The 20078-nt window shown below is 42.2% G+C and carries 14 protein-coding genes and 1 riboswitch; of the genes, 11 read left to right on the top strand and 3 right to left on the bottom strand.

Features of this window, described 5'->3' with window-relative positions; genetic code table 11:
- Positions 1-310: 310 nt before the first annotated feature.
- On the top strand, positions 311-604 hold the full coding sequence (locus DESOR_RS03110) for a DUF2325 domain-containing protein (RefSeq protein ID WP_014183155.1): 294 nt from the start codon (positions 311-313) through the stop codon (positions 602-604).
- Between the two features lie 141 nt (positions 605-745).
- Here the strand turns inward: DESOR_RS03110 and DESOR_RS03115 are convergent, their stop codons facing one another.
- Together DESOR_RS03115 and DESOR_RS03120 are read right to left on the bottom strand one after the other, a co-directional pair.
- Complete coding sequence (locus DESOR_RS03115; RefSeq protein WP_014183156.1) at positions 746-1942, bottom strand: anaerobic nitric oxide reductase flavorubredoxin; 1197 nt, start codon at positions 1940-1942, stop codon at positions 746-748.
- A gap of 174 nt (positions 1943-2116) precedes the next feature.
- The gene (locus tag DESOR_RS03120) at positions 2117-3187 is read right to left on the bottom strand and encodes a cytochrome c3 family protein (protein WP_014183157.1); all 1071 of its coding nucleotides are present in this window, start codon (positions 3185-3187) and stop codon (positions 2117-2119) included.
- Between the two features lie 333 nt (positions 3188-3520).
- On the opposite strand from DESOR_RS03120, the gene DESOR_RS03125 reads away from it, so the two are divergent.
- The 4 genes from DESOR_RS03125 to DESOR_RS03140 are packed head-to-tail and all read left to right on the top strand — an operon-like array spanning position 3521 to position 7093.
- The gene (locus tag DESOR_RS03125; protein ID WP_014183158.1) at positions 3521-4111 is read left to right on the top strand and encodes a TetR/AcrR family transcriptional regulator; all 591 of its coding nucleotides are present in this window, start codon (positions 3521-3523) and stop codon (positions 4109-4111) included.
- A gap of 37 nt (positions 4112-4148) precedes the next feature.
- On the top strand, positions 4149-5168 hold the full coding sequence (locus DESOR_RS03130) for an HlyD family secretion protein (protein WP_014183159.1): 1020 nt from the start codon (positions 4149-4151) through the stop codon (positions 5166-5168).
- 6 nt (positions 5169-5174) lie between these two features.
- A complete protein-coding gene (locus DESOR_RS03135) occupies positions 5175-5948 on the top strand; it encodes an ABC transporter ATP-binding protein (protein ID WP_014183160.1) in 774 nt (257 codons plus the stop codon).
- Entirely contained in the window at positions 5948-7093 is a 1146-nt protein-coding gene (locus DESOR_RS03140) for an ABC transporter permease (RefSeq protein WP_014183161.1), read from the top strand. Before DESOR_RS03135 ends, DESOR_RS03140 begins: the two co-directional genes overlap by 1 nt.
- A gap of 156 nt (positions 7094-7249) precedes the next feature.
- Here DESOR_RS03140 and DESOR_RS03145 read toward each other — a convergent pair whose 3' ends face one another.
- Complete coding sequence (locus DESOR_RS03145) at positions 7250-8488, bottom strand: LL-diaminopimelate aminotransferase (protein WP_014183162.1); 1239 nt, start codon at positions 8486-8488, stop codon at positions 7250-7252.
- A gap of 293 nt (positions 8489-8781) precedes the next feature.
- On the opposite strand from DESOR_RS03145, the gene DESOR_RS03150 reads away from it, so the two are divergent.
- From DESOR_RS03150 to DESOR_RS03175, 6 genes are all read left to right on the top strand, one after another.
- Complete coding sequence (locus tag DESOR_RS03150) at positions 8782-9954, top strand: aminotransferase class I/II-fold pyridoxal phosphate-dependent enzyme (RefSeq protein WP_014183163.1); 1173 nt, start codon at positions 8782-8784, stop codon at positions 9952-9954.
- Between the two features lie 103 nt (positions 9955-10057).
- A riboswitch (cyclic di-GMP riboswitch) is annotated at positions 10058-10150 on the top strand.
- Between the two features lie 187 nt (positions 10151-10337).
- On the top strand, positions 10338-12398 hold the full coding sequence (locus tag DESOR_RS03155; protein ID WP_014183164.1) for a methyl-accepting chemotaxis protein: 2061 nt from the start codon (positions 10338-10340) through the stop codon (positions 12396-12398).
- 228 nt (positions 12399-12626) lie between these two features.
- Positions 12627-14630 (top strand): methyl-accepting chemotaxis protein, encoded by a 2004-nt coding sequence (locus DESOR_RS27250; protein WP_014183166.1) that lies wholly within the window; start codon positions 12627-12629, stop codon positions 14628-14630.
- 287 nt (positions 14631-14917) lie between these two features.
- Positions 14918-16963: a methyl-accepting chemotaxis protein gene (locus DESOR_RS03165; protein ID WP_014183167.1), complete on the top strand. Its 2046-nt coding sequence runs from the start codon at positions 14918-14920 to the stop codon at positions 16961-16963.
- Positions 16964-16983: 20 nt separating this feature from the next.
- Positions 16984-17679 carry a DUF2225 domain-containing protein gene (locus tag DESOR_RS03170; RefSeq protein WP_014183168.1) on the top strand — a complete coding sequence of 232 codons (696 nt, stop codon included), beginning with the start codon at positions 16984-16986 and terminating at the stop codon, positions 17677-17679.
- 152 nt (positions 17680-17831) lie between these two features.
- On the top strand, positions 17832-20000 hold the full coding sequence (locus tag DESOR_RS03175) for a Tex family protein (RefSeq protein ID WP_014183169.1): 2169 nt from the start codon (positions 17832-17834) through the stop codon (positions 19998-20000).
- Positions 20001-20078 lie beyond the last annotated feature (78 nt).

A 20078-nucleotide genomic window follows, 5' to 3' on the forward strand; every position in this document is an offset into this window, starting at 1 on the left:
GACAATGCTTTCATCAGGTTAAAGTATTGTAGTAGAGGATTGCTCCAATAAGAAGGAGTATTTTTTTAAAGAGCTTATTGAGAATCGTTATCGATATTTGTGTTGGGATAGTGTTTTGATGACATTAAATAGTAAGGTACATACCCGCATTGGACAGAATCAGAGTGATGATCATAGTGAGGCAATCAGCCGTATGAAAAAAGGAGAAAGTTGTTCAGCGACTGTTACAGAGCCAGTGATAATTGTAGGCAAAAATAGTTATCAAAAGTGATTAATGAGTTTAAAAAATTGGTTAGGAGGCGGGAAGAGAATGAGTATAGTATTAGTTGGTGGTCATGACAGAATGCATAGTGAGTATATGGATATCTGCATTAAGAGGGGGCACAACATAAAAGTTTATACACAGATGCCTACGAAGTTCGATAAGGTGATTGGATCGCCGGATGGTATTGTCTTATTCACATCCACAGTCTCTCACAAAATGATTCACACTGCAGTTAAGGAAGCAAAGCGAAAAAAGATTCCGGTATTTAGAAGCCATAGCAGCAGCGGCGCTTCCTTAGACAGAGTACTTAACGATTTGGAAAATAAAGTGATTATCTGATTTGCCGGCGCTTTATCGAGGATAGGTTATGGGAAAAACGCTGGATAGCACATAAAGAAGGAAGAGAATGTTTAAAAACAGTTCTCTTCCTTTTTCCTGGAGCACTCTCTTCTGAAATAAACTGCAGACAAGGGCAGAGGTTTATTTCAGTGAGTCTGCAATCCCTCGCCCGAATTCCTGGCACTTCATGAGAGCCTCGTCATCTGGGTTCCAGGTTATCCTTAGACCTTCATTAATCAGTTCAAATTTAGCATGTTCTAATTCCGTTGAAATCAGCTTTGTATTTTCACCGCTCCAGCCATAACTACCAAAAGCGGCTCCTTTTTTGTTTTTGAATCCCAGTCCTTTAATCATTTCTAAAATGCCCGCGACAGCAAAAGAAATGCCTTTGTTGATGGTGGGTGAACCTACTAATACGGCTTTAGATTTGAAAACTTCTGTTATAATATCGTTTTTATCAGTATGAGTAGAATTACAATTAAATAATTTGACGGTAACATCTTTATCACTCAATCGTATTCCAGCAGCTATTTGTTCAGCCATATGCCGGGTGCTGTTCCACATAGTATCGTAGACTATGGTGATTTGATTCTCTTGATAATCCGAGGCCCATTCCATATATTTGTTAACAATTTGTAAGGGATTATCCCGCCAAATAACACCGTGACTGGGGCAGATCATATCAACAGGCAAATTTAAACTTAAAATCTCCTTGATTTTATTTTCTACGAATTTACTGAAGGGTGCCAAAATATTGGCGTAATATTTTTGAGCTTCCCAGTATAATTCGGCCTGATCAACCAAGTCATTGAACATATGCTCGGAGGATAAATGCTGACCAAAGCCATCATTACTGAAGAGAATATTATCCCCCGTTAAATAAGTAAACATCGTATCAGGCCAATGGAGCATTCTTGCCTCAATAAAGATAAATTCTTTTGAGCCAAGATTGAGTTTATCCCCCGTCTTAACAGGGATAAAGTTCCATTCTTGATGATATTGGCCCTTTAATGATTTAATGGCATTAGCAGTACAATAGATGGGGGTATTCGGAATTTCTCTCATGAGCTCAGGCAAAGCACCACTGTGATCCGGTTCACCATGATTAACAATAATATAGTCAATGGTGCTTAAATCGATTTCTTTTTTTAGATTAGCAACAAATTCCTTGGCGAAGGGGGTCCAGACACAATCAATCAGGGCCGTTTTTTCGTCTCGAATGAGGTAAGAATTATAGCTGGAACCGTGGTGAGTAGAAAGTTCATCGCCGTGGAATTTTTTTAATTCCCAGTCGATTTTGCCTACCCATTGCACATTGTTATTAACTTGAAAACCCATGTTGCGACCTCCTTAATTTAACGATTAAAACAACTGAAATGGATCTTTCTATATTTCCTTATTTCCTTAGCTTAATCCTTCTTTTTAAGAAGGACAACCTTAAATTTGCTTAAATTTATTACATACAGAAGAGCCATACTTGATGTATGGCTCTTGCTGTCAAGTCAAGCCCTTTTACTTAGCCAGTTCCGGTAACTGTTTCTTAATCATCTCAATAATTGTCGGATTCTTGATTTCGATAGGTTTCGTGGACGGGTCATCTTGCAGATCTTCGTATTTCATGGCACCAAAGCTGTGATCCCTTGTGATATGACCATACGCATCACTTGGGTTTTTCCACATGATTTTATCTAAATCAAAGGTCTTGCCGGCATGGCATTTGGCACAGATATCCGTAGGGTTGTCTGCCAGCAGAAGTGAACCATTGGCGTTGACTTTATGGGTACTATGGCAAGTTTGGCATTGAGCTAACTGTGAGCTTTGAGCATGTTTACTTGCGAAGTAGTCACGTGTTCCGTAGTGGTTCGTAGCGGTAAAGTTGCCTTGATCATCTTTAGAAGGATTGCTTTCATGACAATTTAAACAGCCGGTTTTTGCGGTTTCCAGATCCATCGTTGCTTTTTTGTCTGTTGCACTTACGTGATTTGAGCCAGGGCCATGACAGGATTCGCAGGAAATACCATAATTAGGAGACGCATCCTCAATACCAGGTGCATGACAGCCTCCGCAGGTAAAACTCTCAGCAGTCCAGTCGTTCTTCCCATCATTATCTACATCCGTTTGTTTGGGGGCTTCTACAGTCCATTTATCGTTAGTTTTCTTAACTGCACCGACCCGGTAAATTGTTTCTTTAAATCCGGCATCTTTAGGAATTTCCGCAATGACATAGTCATCCATCATAACCCCATAGATTTTAGCTTTGGATAAATCAAGTTTTGTCGATGTGGGTTTATCTTTATTTGCGGCGTCGAAGATTGTAATTTCCCCTAAGGGTTTCTCGAGAGGATAATCAGAAAGAGGTTTAAAGGCGCTGTAGTGATTCGTATGAGTCACATTGTTATAGGTATCAGAGTGACAGGCCTTACAAGCATCATCCCCTACATAAGTGACTTTTGTTGTCTGAGTTAAATCTGGACCAGTTGTTTGAGGAGTAGGAGTTTCCTGGGTTTTGGTACAGCCCATGGTTAATAAAATTAAGAGGGTTAAAGAAATAATTGAGGTGAAGAAAGGTTTTTTCCAGTTCATTGAGTGTTTCCTCCTTTAAGTCTAGTTTTAAAATACTTTTTATTTAACCAGATGGTCTGGATGACTTAGGGTTGTAAATAGTAAATCAATACTTGATAATGATGGCTTTAGTTTGCTTAAATTTGACCAGAACATGCTTGATTTTTCAAAACAATGAACATGAAATTTATGGAAAATAAGGACTAGAGCAGAGTATTTAAATGGATATAAAAACCTTCATAAAATCTTTAAGGAAGGAAAGAATAGGACTCAAAAAAATTTAAGATTGACAAAAATCATAAACTATTAGATTATGTAAGTGAGTAATCACTCATTCTATTTTAGGAGGATATTATGAGGAAATCCGTTGAAGATCGGCGCCAAGATATTCTTGAAGCAGCGCTCACTGTTTTTGCACAAAAGGGTTTTAATGGTTCAACTACGGCGGAAATTGCTCGTGCCGCTGGTGTAGCAGAAGGAACAATTTTCCGCCATTTTGCCACGAAAAAAGAACTGTTAATTGCAGTTCTCAAACCAAAAGTACTTGAGGGTATTATTTATCTGGATAAAGAACAAAGAGAAGCTTCTCCTTTAGAATTCTTTCGCAGCTTTTTGAAAAACCGTCTGGAATTGCTGAAAGAAAACGATAGCCTTTTTCGTTTCATGTTCGCTGAGGCTCAATACCATGAAGAAGTTCGAGAAGCGTTATACAAAGGAATTCTTGAACAAGGTATATGTATCGTTAAACCTTGGTTTGATAAGGGCGTGGAACAAGGGATATTTAAACCTCTTCCATTTATATTTATGGTTAGAAGTTTTATGGGAATGGCACTTTTCTACGGAATATTTAATCACGTCTTTCCGGGGTTATCTCCTGAGAAAACCATTGACGAAGCATCTGATCAGATACTGGAGCTTTTTTTACACGGTTTACTTGTTAAATAGAATTTAGGATCTATCTATGAGTAGGAGGAGAATCAATATGAGAAAAAAAGCTGTAGTCGTTGTTTTTGTACTTCTCTTCATTGCCTTGTCTGTTCTAGGGGATCGCTATTTCAATCCTTCTGCAGATCTAAACACGTATTCGGGGACTATCGAAGGTACTGAAATTCCAGTTCAGCCTGAACTGGGAGGTAAAATTGTTCAGTTATCTGTTGATGAAGGTCAAATTATCAAAGAGGGTGACATTCTTGCAAAACTCGATGACAGTCAGGCTAAGATTTCTTTGTCTATAGCCCAAAGTCAGCAGCTGCAGGCACAAGCTAAGCTTAATGACCTTTTAGGGGGAGCAAGAGCAGAAGAAATTCGTCGTCTTGAAAATATGGTTACTCAGGCTAAGGCAAATTTGGCAGCTTTAGAACCCAATCTTCATTTTGAAGAAGAAAATTTAGCAAATGATCAAAAACTTTTTGACAGCGGCGCTATCAGCAAACAAGTTTTGGATGCTCAGCAAAATAAAGTGGACACTCTGAAGGCTCAGTATGAAGGGGCTCAGGCTAATGTCAACGCTGCTCAGGCCAGTTTAGATCAAGCTCAGGCTGGCTACACTCAGCCTACAATACAGGCCCAGAAAGCGGCTGTGGATATCGCTGCTCAATCCGTTGACAATGCGGAACTTAGTCTGAACAAACTGACGATAAAGAGTCCTGTCGGAGGTCAGATTCTCTATAAGAATGTTCAGCTAGGGCAAGTGGTTAATCCCGGTACGACTCTTGTCACGATTCTCAATCCCGAGGATTTGTGGATTAAAATATATGTACCTGGAGCTAAACTTGGTCAATTAAAACTTGGCGGTACCGTTAGTATTGTTGCAGATGCTTATCCTGGCAAGACCTTTAAAGGAATCATTAAATATATCAGCAACCAGGCAGAATTCACTCCCAAGAATGTCCAGACCAAAGAGGAACGAACGACGACGGTTTATGCCGTTAAGATATCCATTACAGAAGGTAAAGATGAGTTGAAAGCAGGTATGCCGGCAGATGTGACCCTAAAGGAGTGAGGCAGAATGAATTTAGCAATCGATTGCCAGGGTTTGGTCAAGCAATTTGGAGCTTATACAGCGGTTCGGGGAGTAACCTTTCAACTCCCTGCCGGCTCGATTATGGGTTTTGTTGGACCTAATGGTGCCGGAAAAACAACGCTTATCCGTATGCTCTGTGGAGTTTTGGTGCCCTCAGAAGGTCATGCTACAGTGCTGGGGTATGATGTTATGACCCAACCGGAGGAAATTAAACAGCGTATTGGCTATATGTCCCAAAAGTTTAGTCTCTATGATGATTTAACAGTAAAAGAGAATCTTGACTTTTATGCCGGAGTATATGGCCTGCAGGGAAAAAAGGCTCAGGAGCAGAAGGAGAGAGTGATCCAACGGATTGGCCTGAAAGAGCGAACGCCTCAATTAGTTGCTTCCCTCTCAGGAGGATGGAAGCAGCGGGTAGCTTTAGCCTGCGCCTTGCTCCATAGTCCCCAGCTTCTTATTCTGGATGAGCCGACAGCGGGGGTGGATCCTGTCTCCCGGCGGATTTTTTTAAATCTGATTCATCAATTGGCACAGGAAGGGATCACGGTTCTGGTCAGCACTCATTACATGGATGAAGCTGCTACTTGTGATTTCTTAGGTTTTGTTTTTTATGGCCGTTTAATTGCCTTTGGTTCTCCCGCCGACATGAAAGAAAGAGCAGGTATTGATAACCTGGATGATCTCTTTATTCATTATGTCGAGCATGAGGCATCGGAAGATCCGCGCAATGAAGCTCTTAGGAAAGGAGTGAGAGCTTAATGAGAGGATTTTCATGGGTGCGTTTTTTAGCAGTATTAAAGAAGGAATTCCTCCACATTCGCAGGGATCGGGGCAGTCTCATTATGGCTATCGCTATGCCCATCGGTATGCTTCTACTTTTCGGTTATGCTGTCAATACCGATGTAGACCATCTGCCTACGGTTGTTTGGGATCAATCCCAGACCATGGATAGCCGGGAATTTATAAGTTCTTTACGGAACACTCAGTATTTAGATCCTAATAACTATGTCCAGGGGTATGGGCAAATTGAGGCTTATCTGGACAGCGGCAAGGCACGGGCAGCAGTGGTTATTCCCCCTGATTTCGGCAGGGAAATCCAAAAAGAGAATGGTCAAGCGGAGGTTCAGGTCCTGGTTGATGGCTCTGACCCCACCATTGCCCGGGCAGCAATGTCTGCTGTCCAGATGCTGGGGTTGAATAAATCCTTACAGATTCAGGGAATTCGCCTGGCGGCTAAGGGAGCGGCTGCCGGGACCACCATGCCCCTCAATATTGAGACCAGAGTTTGGTATAATCCGGACATGAAGTCCATGGTCTTTAATATTCCGGCCTTGATAGGGCTGATTTTACAAAATGTCATTACTATGCTGACATCCTTCTCCATAGTGCGGGAAAAAGAACGGGGTACTATGGAACAAGTTGTGGTTACCCCTATCCGCTCCTTAGAACTGCTCCTTGGCAAGCTTCTGCCCTTTCTTTTCATAGGCTTCATATCCTTATCCCTAATTTTAGCGACAGGTATTTTCTGGTTTGGAGTTGTACCGGCGGGAAGCGTGCCACTTTTAGTGCTTTTATCAACCATCTTTCTCTTTACTATTCTGGCCATCGGTCTGTTGATATCCAGTGTTGCCAAGACCCAGCTTCAGGCTATGCAAATGACCTTTATCCTGATATTGCCTTCTATTTTATTGTCAGGTTTTATCTTCCCCAGAGAAACTATGCCCACATTCCTCAAACTTCTCGGCGGATTATTTCCCCTGACCTATTTTCTGGAGATCGTAAGGGGGATCTTTCTCAAGGGGGTTGGAATACATTATCTCTGGCAGGACACGCTTATTCTGTGTGTATTTGCCTTTATTCTGGTGGGAATCGCCGCCATGAAATTCAGAAAAAATTTAGATTAAAAAATAATGGCAAGACCGCTCAAACCATAGGCTGAACGGTCTTGCCATTTATTTTGTCACCCGTGAGGGCATGAACACATAGGCTATAAGTAGGGTTGTTTAAATGCACAGTCAAATTCGGAATCGATTCCGAATTTAAGGCCCAGGTGATTCTTCCTATTTTCCCATTTTAGTTTTTATCCGTTGGATGGCCTTTTCCGTATTTTCCCGGGTGCCAAAGGCAGTTAAGCGGAAGAAACCCTCGCCATTAGCGCCAAAGCCTGCTCCGGGTGTGCCCACAACATGAGCTTCCTTCATGAGCTTGTCAAAGAACTCCCAGGAACCCATTTGCTTGGGGGTTTTCATCCAGATATAGGGGGCGTTGATTCCTCCGAAAACTTCATAACCTGCTTCGGTAAGCCCTTCCCGAATGATCCGGGCGTTTTCCATATAATAATCAATGGTTTCCTTAATTTGTTTCTTGCCTTCCGGTGTATAAATAGCTGCGGCAGCAGCTTGGACCGGGTAGGAAACGCCGTTGAACTTTGTTGTTTGTCTCCTCAGCCAGAGTTTATTCAAGCTATGGGCTTCCCCTTTGGAATCATAGATCATGAGTTCTTTAGGGATAACCGTGTAGGCGCAGCGTGTTCCGGTAAATCCTGCTGTTTTGGAGAAGCTCCGGAATTCAACAGCAACTTCCCGGGCCCCTTCGACTTCATAGATCGTTCGGGGAACGTTTTCTTCGCGGATAAAGGCCTCATAAGCAGAATCATATAAGATGATGGATTTATGTTCCCGAGCGTAGTCCACCCATTGTTTAAGCTCATTTTTTGTAAGGGTCATCCCCGTGGGATTGTTGGGGAAACAAAGGTAAATCATATCCACATGAGTTGTGGGGAAAGCGGGTTTCATGCCATTTTCCTCTGTACACGGCAGGTAGACGATATTGTCATATTGACCTTTATCCGTATTATAGTTACCAGTACGTCCTGCCATGACATTGCTGTCAACATAAACAGGGTAGACAGGGTCGCTAACGGCCATGATGTTATTGATACCGAAAATTTCTTGAAAGTTAGCAGTGTCACTTTTGGCTCCGTCACTGACATAGATTTCATCAATATCAAGAGTTACTCCCCGTGTTTTATAATCATTTTCAATAATACTTTCGATTAAGAAGTTGTAACCTTGCTCAGGACCATATCCTCTGAAGGTTTCAGCTTTTCCCATTTCGTCTACGGCTTTTTTCATGGCTTCGATAACAGCCGGAGGAAGCGGGCGGGTGACATCCCCAATTCCTAAGCGAATAATGTCTGCATCAGGGTTTTCATTTTTAAATTGTGTCACCCGGCGGGCAATCTCGGAAAAAAGGTAACTTCCAGGTAACTTCAGAAAATTTTCATTCATTAAGGCCATAGTTTTTATAAATCTCCCTTCTTTTAAATCCGCCGCTTCAAAAGAGCAAGGCGCCAAAATTCTATACTAATCAGAAAGTATGATTTACTTTCTGAAGCATAAATGCAACTAAGGCAGCAGCCAAGTTTCTAATATTATAGCATATTTTTACTGCTTAGGCCTTTTTCCATTATGTATTCATGAAATGGCTTAATCTCACTTTAAGAGGGCGGAGTAATCGTGATAAAATAAAAAAATAGTTGGAATTGTATTAATAAAAAATAAAGCTTTGGAAACAGAACGGAGTTGTAACAATGCAGAAGCCATCAGTACGTTTAGAGGGTTTAGGTGCTTCCGTTTTTACGGAGATGGACGATCTTAAAAGAAGTTTAGAAAAACAAGGGAAAAATTTAATTAACTTAAGTATAGGCAGCCCAGACCGCGCTCCCGATCTTCAAATTCGCAGCGTTTTAAGTCAAGCGGTTCTTGAAGGCGATCAATATGGATATACCCTGACACGGGGGACGGAAGAGTTTCGCCAGGTTTGTGCCCAATGGTATAAGGATAGGTTCGGAGTGATTCTCAATCCTGAAACCGAAGTGTTGCCCTTAATGGGTTCTCAGGATGGTTTGGCACATATTTTCCTTGCTTACATCGATTCCGGTGATCTGGCCTTGATTCCTGATCCCGGTTATCCAATTTATAGTGCCGGTTTATGGCTGGCAGGCGGAAAAAAAGTTCCTATGCCGCTGCTTAAAGACAATGGATTTTTGCCCGATATAAGTAAGATCGATCCTGATCTGGCTCGCCAGGCAAAACTCATGTTTTTAAATTATCCCAATAATCCTACGGCAGCAGTGGCCAGCCTATCTTTTTTTGAAGAGGTTGTGGAATTTGCAGCCAAGTACGATATTATTATTTGTCATGATGCAGCCTATTCCGAATTAGCATTTGAAGGATTCAAGCCAGTCAGCTTTTTGCAGGCGCGAGGGGCAAAAGACATAGGGATTGAGTTTCATTCTGTTTCTAAGACGTATAACTTGGCAGGAGCAAGGCTGGGGTTTGTTGTTGGAAATTCTGACGTAGTCGGGACCCTTTCCCAACTCAAATCAAACATTGATTATGGGGTTTTTGCTCCGGTTTTAGCTGCTGGGGCCTATGCACTTCGCAGTAGCCAAGGCTCAATCAAAGAGAATCAGGAAGCTTATCAGAGACGGCGGGATCTTCTGATTGGCGGTTGTGCCGCCGCAGGTTGGGAAATGCCGGTACCCCAGGGCTCCATGTTTATTTGGGCACCGGTTCCCACAGATCAGGACTCTGTTACCTTTGCCAGGGATTTGGCCCGGGAAGCCGGAGTGATTGTAGTACCCGGCCTTGCTTTCGGTGACTATGGAGAAGGCTTTGTTCGCTTGGCAATGGTGCAAGATGAAAAGGTATTGCAGGAAGCCATTCTCCGAATACACCGGTTTTTAAGCCAAAAGAGATAAACGGCTTATACCCGGTATTCATAGTTTTTATAAGCCCATCCAGGTTTATCTAGTGTTGAGGAAGAGGAAAAGTGAGTTTTTTGTAGAACATAGTCTTTAATACTCAAATAGTAGGCAAATCTATTGAAAAATAGAGACGCAAAGCCACGGGTCTAAAGCAGGCCTTTCTGCCTGTCATGACGGCCGGGTTGCAGAATATGCATCACAGTATGTCTATCTGCTGAATATTCGGTGGATAGACATTTTTGATATTTACTGGATAGGAGGGTTAAGATCCACATTTAGAATGAGAGTCTTTAGTACTTATTTTTTGGTATGAAGAATTTTTTGGATTATAGAAGATCCTTAGGATTTATCGAATTTATAGTGGAGGATGATAAGGGTTGAAAAAGTTGTTCAATATTTCAAGTATCAGTGCTAAAACGATGCTGACTATTTTGCCTTTAGTTTTGTTGACGTTAATTATGATATCGGTGATTAGCTACAAATTCTCCGAAACCTTGTTGAAAAATGAGATTCAGAATAAAATGACGGCTCAGCTTAACGGAACTATTAATGGCATTGAGAAGCAGCTGACAGCTCATGATATGCTGCTTCAAGGTTTAGCCCGTACAGTTGAGTCTATTGGAACAGGCATCACAAATGATGAGTATGCCAGGATGCTGAAACAGCTTGTTGCTGCTAATGATATGACCTTTGGCGCAGGTGTGTGGTATGAACCCTATGCCTATAATAAAGATACACAATACTTTGGACCTTATGTTTATAAAGATAAAGATCGAAATATTGTCTTTACGAATGAATATGCCGACACACAATATGATTATCCTACCAAACCATGGTATACAATAAGCAAGGGAATTTCAGAAAAATCAATTTGGACTGATCCATATTATGATGAAGGAATAAAGACTACCATTTTGACAGATAATGTTCCATTTTATGATAAGGATGGTAATTTCATTGGTACTATTACAGGTGGAGTTGATTTTTCTACTTTACAAAAGTTAATCAGTGACATTCAATTAAATATCAAATCAAATATTTATCTATTAAACAAAGATGGCATATACCTTGCAAATCCTAATCCCGATAAAGTTTTAAAAGTTAAAATCACGGAAGAAAAAAACCCCAGCCTTAAGGAAGCGGCGCAAAAAATGATGACTGAGAAAACTGGCACATTTTCTTACGATGAAAATGGGGCCAGGCAAGTATACTTTGCAGAAGTTCCTCAGTTTGGCTGGATTTTAGCGATTGATGTGTCTGAAACGGATCTGTTGGCTCCTTTAAAAGATTTATCACGCCGCATGATTCTGCTTATTGCTTTGGCTGTTATTATCACTGGAACAGTGCTCCTTTTATACAGCCGGTTTATTGTCAAAAACATTCGTCAGGTCAATCAGTTTGCCTCTTCAATTGTCCAAGGGGATTTAACCCAAACAATTGTTGTTCGCTCCAAAGATGAATTTGGTCAAATGACGGAAAATCTTAATTCCATGATGAAGAATTTTAAGGAAATCATTGAGGGAATCGTAAACAGCTCTCAACAACTGGCAGCATCTTCCGAAGAGTTAACAGCCAGCGCCGATGAGGGAAGCAGGACCACGGAGCAAATTGTCTGTTCCATTCAGGAAGTATCCGATGGTGTGAAGCAAAAACTCTCAGGGGTTGAAGCTACGTCGGATTCAGCTCAACAAGTTTCTGCCCAAGTTCACACGATTACCAAGGATATTCAAATGGTTACAGAAGGATCTGTGAAAACGTCGGAAAAAGCTGCTACAGGAAATAGTGTTGTAAGAAAAGCCATTGATGAGATGCAATCCATTGAGACCAAGGTTACCGATGCGGCAGGTGTGGTGAATACCCTTGGGGAAAAATCCGGCGAAATCGGTCAAATCGTTGCTTTGATCACGAATATTGCTGAGCAAACCAATTTATTGGCCTTAAATGCAGCGATTGAAGCGGCCCGAGCCGGTGAGCAGGGACGAGGCTTTGCCGTGGTAGCGGAAGAGGTTCGAAAACTTGCAGAACAATCCAGTGATGCGGCCGGAAAGATTAGCGATTTAATTGGGGAAATTCAAAAAGAAACCACAAAAGCAGTTACGACTATGAATGACGGAACTTCAGCGGTCCATGAGGGCATCACCATGGTCAACTCAGCCGGGGACGCTTTCCAGGACATTTTGCAGGGTGTCAACGATTTTGCGAAACAAGCTCAGGCCGTGGCTGAAGTAGTTCAGCAGTTGGGAATGAGTACTGAATCCATCGTTTCCTCAATTATGGAAGTGGCCAATATTCCAAAGGAAATTGCGGGAAGTCTTGAGAATGTGGTGGCTGGAACAGAAGAACAAAGTGCCTCTATGGAAGAAATCCGCAGGTCCGCAACTTCTCTTGCCCAAATGGCAACGGATTTCCAGAACAGTGTTACTATGTTTAAATTATAAATTTGTATTTGATTAATAAGTTCGTAAAATCAAAAGTATGAGCGGGAATAAACCTTGCTCATACTTTTTTTAACTTGAAACAGAAGCTTCGTTTAAAGCATGTTTTCAAAGAAACATACTATATTTATAAAGGAATTTGACGGATAATGTTGAATATTAACGAAGAAACGAATGGATTTGTTCGTTTTATGTTTCAAAAACAAATTCCGACAAAGGGAGTGGAGGTACATGAATCTTAGAACAAAAATTCTCAGTATTTTAGGAACAGTTTTAATTTTGGCGATTTCCGGAGTTGGACTTTATGCCTACATATCATCCAAAACTATTGCCACTGAACTGGGCTTATCCCAATCTCTGGGCCAGCTGAACAGCTTAACGGAGAGTATTAATGATCAGATGGGAATCATGGATATCACGCGTAAGGCATTGGATGAAAAAAATATCAGTATCGCTCAAAGTGTGGCAAAATTAATTGCTGCAGACAGAGGGGTTCTTGCTCCGGAACGAATGGCTGCTTTGGCAAAGGAACTGGGCGTGGACGAAATACATGTCACAGATGAGAAGGGAATATTGCGATACGGCAATGTCAAAGATTTCTATGGTTTTGATTTTTCTTCAAGTGAACAGACGAAGCCCTTCCTCAAAATTCTCTCAGATAAGACACTTACGATAGCTCAGGAACCTGCCTATCGGGGGGCGGATAATACTTTATTTCAGTATATCGGGGTGGCAAGAGTCGACCAGCCGGGTATCGTTCAAATTGGATTATCCCCGAAGGCAATTCAAGAACTTATGAGTAAGATGAGCCTGCAGAGTTTAATAGAGAATATTCATGTCGGACAAACAGGTTACGCCTATATCATTGGGAAGGACGGCAAGATTATTGCTCACCCTAATCAAAAACAAATTGGCTTGGATTTGACTAAATTTGATTGGGGCACAGAGATACTCAAAAAAGGGGAGGGTGAACTCACCTATACCTATGAAGGGGTCGAGAAGTACGCCAGGTTTCAAAAAAATGGAGAAAATACAATTGTTGTCACTTATCCCACTCAAGATATTTATGGGGGAGTCAATAAGCTAAAAACAAATATTGCCATCATCTTATTAGCGGCCCTTCTTCTAACGGTTTTTGCTGTATACCAGCTAATTAAGAGACAAGTAATCCAACCTCTGGATAAGTTGTCGAAAGCTATGGACCAAGCGGGAAAAGGAGACTTAGGGGTTCTCTTAGAAGTTAACTCTAAGGATGAAATCGGAATTATCGTTAATAGCTTCAACCAAATGGTTCAGAATATGAAAGGACTAGTAACCGGCATAAAAGACACAGTCTCAAAATTTGAGACAACACTTTCGGAGATTGCGACGTTTAGTGAAGAAGTAGGAGCATCCAGCGGAGAAGTTGCAAAAACGATTCAGGAAATTGCAGCTGGAGCATCTGTGCAAGCTGAAGAAGCAGCAAAATGTGTCGAAGTGACTAATGTCTTGGCGGAAAAAATTGTTGGTGCTCAGAATAAATCGAAAATAACCCTGGATAGTACTCAGACCATGGGTGTGAACAATCAGTCAGGTATACGCTCGCTTCAAACCTTAAATGATAAGTTTAAACAAAACATTGATGCTACTTTGGATGTTGGTCAAGGTATTGAAGCTTTAGCGATAAAGTCAAAATCCATTGAAAGTATTATTCTTACGATTAATTCCATTGCTGAGCAAACCAATTTATTAGCTTTAAATGCGGCCATTGAAGCTGCACGGGCTGGAGAGGCAGGGAAAGGTTTTGCGGTGGTTTCTGAAGAAATTCGCAAATTGGCCGAGGGCTCAGCGGCAGCAACAAAGGAAATTCAAAGTATTATTCTCGATATGACAAGTATTGTTACATCCGTTAATGATCGTATGAATTATGCAGATCAAATTTTACACGAGGCCAATAATTCCTTAGAAGAAACTTCAATAGCATTTAACAGTATTCATAGTTCGGTGGAAGACGTTGAGACTCAAATCGAATTTCTGAATAAGGACATTGAGGAGATGAGCATGACTAAAAGCAAAGTTCTCAATTCCATCGAAAATATTTCTGCCATTACTGAAGAGTCTGTTGCAGCTACAGAAGAGACGAGTGCAGCTTCCGAAGAACAAACAGCGACTATTCAAGAGGTTGTGAGTTCCATCCAAATTCTTAATTCAACAATAAATGACCTGACTGATTCGGTCAAACAATTTAATTTTTAAAAAAGTAATAATTGGTTAAAACATAGAGGAAAACGACATTTTCTGTCGAATTCTAAATACGTCATCGTTGTATAGGCATCAAAGGCAAAACCTACGAAAAAGTAGAGTTCAAAAGCCACGGGCCGACGCGTTGCTTTGTAGTATCAGACAGCGAGCTGCAGAAATTGTATCAAAGATGTCTGTCTGCCGAAGGTCCGGGCAGACAGGCATCTTTGCTTTTGGTATGGAAGGTTCTATATGGCAGAGGTAAGCAAGTAATAAGAAATAACAGTAAGGGGGCGGGCGATTTGTTTAAATTCTCAAATATTCGCGGAAAAACTATGCTCACAATTTTACCCATAATGATCCTTACCCTAATAGCCATGACAGTGATAAGCTATAAATATTCAGAGTCACAGCTTAGTGCCGAGATTCAGAATAAGATGAGTGCTAAGCTGCAGGGGACTATTACAGACATCGAGAAACAGCTGACGGCTCATGGCACCTTGGTTCATGGGGTCGCTAATACTATTGACACCGCGGGAACTACCCTGAGCACTGTGCAAATACAACACTTGCTGCAAACATCGGTGAAATCTAGTGATGTAACCTTTGGGTCAGGGCTATTCTTCGAGCCTAATGCCTATAGGCAAGGAGTTAAGTACTACGGACCTTATGCTTATAGAGATAATGGACAGGTAGTCTATACTGACGAATATAGTGATGCAGCCTATGATTATCTTAACCAAGATTGGTATAAAACCGGCATGAACTCAACCCAAAATATTGTTTGGACAGATCCCTATTATGATCCGGTTTCCGATGTTACGATGCTGACAGCATGCGTACCGTTGCATGACAGCAACGGAAATTTCATGGGAGTGGCAACCGGTGACCTGGATTTCATCACCCTGAAAAAGATCATTGATGCCGTGGATATTAATATGAAATCTCAGGTTTATCTCTTTAATAATCAAGGGCAATATCTTATTAACCCAGATTCTAAAAAGACAATGAAGAGTATTCTTGAAGAGTCTAATCAGAGTTTAAGCAAAGCGGCGTCCACAATGTTTAGCGGTAAGGAAGGGATGTTTACATATACTGCGGAAGGAGCGAGGAGAGTCTATTATGCACCAATTCCGGAATTTGGCTGGATACTGGCCATTGATGTTTCTGAGGCGGACTTATTAGCTCCTCTTAAATCTCTGCTTTCTAAAATGCTCTTGGTTTTTGCCTTAGCGATTGTAGTCACTGCTACAGTTCTTTATCTCTATAGCCGCTATATTGTTAACAATGTAAAATCAGTGAATCAGTTTGCTACAGCCATTGCTCAAGGAGATCTCAGCCAAAGTGTAGAAGTTCGGTCAAAGGATGAATTTGGACAGATGTCTGAGCATCTTAATACAATGATGAAGAACTTCCGTGAAATCATTGAAGGGGTTGTCAACAGTTCTCAGCAGGTGGCAGCTTCTGCAGAAGAGCTCACAGCCAGTGCTGATGAGGGCAGCAGAACGACAGAACAGATTGCTTATTCTATCCAGGAAGTATCGGATGGGGTCAAACAAAAACTGGCAGGTGTGGATGAAACCGCAAAGTCTGCCCAGCTGGTTTCTGGGAATATGCAGACTATTACAGAGGACATCCAAAAAGTGACCGAGGGTTCGATTATGACGGCAGATCAGGCATCCGCGGGTAACAGTGTTGTCAGAAAAGCTGTCGATGAGATGCAGGTAATTGGAGACAAAGTTGCTGAGGCTGCCGGTGTTGTTAACACCTTAGGAATTAAATCCGGCGAAATTGGGCAAATTGTCGCCTTGATAACGGATATAGCAGCTCAGACCAATCTCCTGGCTCTAAATGCAGCTATTGAAGCTGCACGGGCAGGCGAACAAGGCCGGGGGTTTGCAGTCGTTGCTGAGGAGGTAAGAAAACTTGCTGAACAGTCAAGTGATGCCGCCGGAAAAATCAGCGGCTTGATTGGGGAGATTCAGAATGAAACCACCAAAGCCGTTAGAACCATGAACGATGGAACTGAAGCTGTCCAAGAGGGTATTTCCATGGTTAATTCGGCAGGTGAAGCCTTCCAAGGCATTCTCCAAGGAGTTAATGATTTTTCTAAACTTGCTCAATCGGTTGCAGATGTGGTTCAGCAGGTTGGCAGCAGTACGGAAGAGATTGTGGCCTCTATCATGGAAGTAGCCAACATACCTAAGGAAATTGCAGGCAGTCTGGAAAATGTCGTGGCTGGAACAGAAGAACAGAGTGCTTCCATGGAAGAAATACGGAGGTCTGCAAACTCCTTGGCTCAATTGGCTACGGATTTTCAAAGCAGTGTATCCACATTTAAACTATAATTAACTCCAGGGGGACTTTAATGGTACCGGATGATGCGTTCTATGAGAAGAAAATGACATGTATTTATTGCAGCTCGCCTTTCGTAACTCAGAAAGTGCGTTCACGCTTTTCAGTTCCTTATAAAATTGACAGTGATTTTTGTCCGCATTTTCGAGAGGGCAATTACAACCCCCATTATTATTTTGTGAATGTCTGCCCTGAGTGCGGGTTTGCCTTTTCAGAGGAATTTTCGGATCATTTTCCGGTGGGAACAAAGGAAGCAATTAAACTGGGGATTGCAAATAAATGGACAAAAAGAGACTTCGGGCAATTCAGGGAGTCTAAACAAGCAATCGAAACTTATAAGCTGGCAATTCTGGCGGGCTCCCTTAAGAAAGAAAAAAACGCTGTCTTGGCAGGCCTTAGCCTGAGATTAGCGTGGCTTTACCGGGCGGAAGGGATATTCGACCAAGAGAAGCGATTCTTGGCTTTAGCTCTTCAGAGTTATGAAGAATCCTTTTTATACTCGGATTTTACCGGTACTTCAATGTCCGAATTAAGAGTGCTTTTCATGGTTGGTGAATTGAGCCGTCGTTTAGGGCAGCCTGAAAAGGCGATCGCTTATTTCTCCAAAATAATACAGCATAAGGAAGCTAATGAAGAACCGAAAATAGTAAACCTTGCCAGAAAACAGTGGCAAGAAATGATCGAAGAAAAACGAAGAAAAAAGGATTGAGGTTTTAAAGCAGGTAGGCTGTGGAGGGGCGTTTTGCCTTTCCGCAGCTTTGTTTTGTCAGTTAATGGGAGGAAGATTTTCGCCAGCTGGAGAAGAATGGTATAATAAATATAGTTGCGTTTTAATGGATTCGTATTAGGGAGGAACAATCATTGGATTTTAATGTGATTATCGCTAAGGAACTTGGTTTGAAGACAAACCAAGTCAAAGAGGCTGTTGAATTACTGGATTCAGGAAATACCATTCCGTTTATCGCTCGCTACCGTAAGGAAGCAACGGGTGAGCTTGATGAAAATATGCTGCGAAGCATTATGGAACGTTTAGACTATTTGAGACGCTTGGAACAGCGTAAAAATGAAGTCCTGCGTTTGATTGAGGAACAAGGCAAACTTACGGAGGAACTGGTTTCACAAATTACAGCGGCCACCATACTGCAAGACGTAGAGGATCTCTACAGACCCTATAAGCAAAAACGCCGTACTCGGGCAACTATTGCCAAAGAAAAAGGACTTGAGCCTTTGGCAGAATGGCTCTTGGTTCAATATATTAGAGGAGACCCTCAAACAGAAGCCGAAAAGTACATTAACCCTGAGCTGGAAGTAACGACGGTTGAGGAAGCATTAGCTGGGGCGATGGACATTATCGCAGAGATCATAGCAGATGACCCAGCTCTCCGTAAAGAGATCAGAGAACATACTTTTCGAAATGGCGATATGGTGGCCACGGCCTCTGCAAAAAAGGCCCAGGAACGTTCACCCTTTGAAATGTACTATGAGTACCGGGAACCTTTGCGAAAAATTCCCCCCCACCGGATTTTAGCGCTGAATCGGGGGGAAAAGGAAGAGTTCTTGTCCGTAAAAATTGAAGCGCCTTTGGAAGCTTTGCATAGAATCATCGAGAAAAGATATGTAAAAAATGGCCCTTGTGCTTCATTGGTGCAGACAGCTGCTTTCGACGCCTATAAACGATTAATTGAACCTTCCATCGAGAGGGAATTGCGAGGAGAACTTTCGGTTCAGGGGGAAGAACAAGCAATTAGGGTTTTTGCAGGAAATTTGCGGCAGCTGCTGCTGCAGCCGCCGGTTCGGGGAAAAGTGGTTTTAGGGCTTGATCCTGGGTTTCGAACGGGATGTAAGTGGGCAATCGTTGATGATACAGGAAAACTGTATCAAGTGGGTGTGATTTATCCTCATACGGGGAAAGGCAAGCGGGAAGAAGCAAAGGCAATATTACAAAAAACGATTAAAGAGTTTAGCGTAAATATTATCGCCATTGGCAATGGAACAGCTTCCAGAGAAACTGAAGAGGTTGTTGCGGAGATGATTCAGGAAGAGGGCATTCCAGTGGAGTTTACTATAGTAAGTGAAGCGGGAGCCTCTGTATATTCTGCTTCCAAATTAGCAGGGGAAGAATTCCCGGACTTTGATCTTTCCTTGCGGAGTGCCGTTTCCATAGCCCGCAGGCTTCAAGATCCCCTGGCTGAGCTGGTGAAGATCGAGCCGAAAGCAGTTGGCGTGGGGCAATATCAGCATGATGTCCAGCCCAAACGCTTAGAAGAATCCCTGCATGGAGTGGTAGAGTCTTGTGTTAATATTGTAGGGGTTGATTTGAATACAGCTTCTGTATCCCTTCTTCAATATGTGGCAGGTTTAAAACCCGCCGTCGCTAAGAATATTGTTGCCTGGCGGGATGAACATGGGAAGTTCAGCCGGCGTGATCAGCTGAAAAAAATTCCCCGTCTCGGTGCCCAAACCTATATCCAATGTGCCGGATTTATCCGGCTGCCCGATGGAGCTAATCCTTTGGAAAATACCCCGGTTCATCCGGAGTCATATCAGCTGGCTGAAAACATCTTAGCGAAGGTTGGCTATTCCACAGGAGATTTAAGAGACCGTCTCACGGAAATTCGAATGCAGCTGGCTGCCTTGGATCCCCAAGAGATAGCAGAGGAGTTTGGTGCGGGAGGTCCGACCGTTAGAGATATTTTTGATGCTTTGCAAAGACCGGGCAGGGATCCTCGGGAAGATCTGCCTCGGCCGTTACTCAGAAGAGATGTGACTCATCTGGAAGATCTCAGCGAAGGCATGATATTAGAAGGAACCGTTCGTAATGTCGTGGATTTTGGGGCATTTGTCGATATTGGAGTCAAACATGATGGGCTTGTGCATATTTCTCAGTTGAGCGATAAATTTATTAAACACCCTATGGAAGCAGTTTCAGTAGGGGATATCGTCAAAGTGCGTGTCATCGGAATTGATAAAGAGAGAGAACGAGTGAGTCTATCCATGAAGGATATTTCCGCAAATGTTGCCTTAGTTTAACTAGGTTGGATTGATCGTTGAAAGCTTTAACTATTGTATAGTCGATCTGAGTTAGGGCTGTGATATTTTTTAGAGTCT

Source organism: Desulfosporosinus orientis DSM 765 (genome assembly GCF_000235605.1).
Classification (GTDB): Bacteria; Bacillota; Desulfitobacteriia; order Desulfitobacteriales; family Desulfitobacteriaceae; genus Desulfosporosinus; species Desulfosporosinus orientis.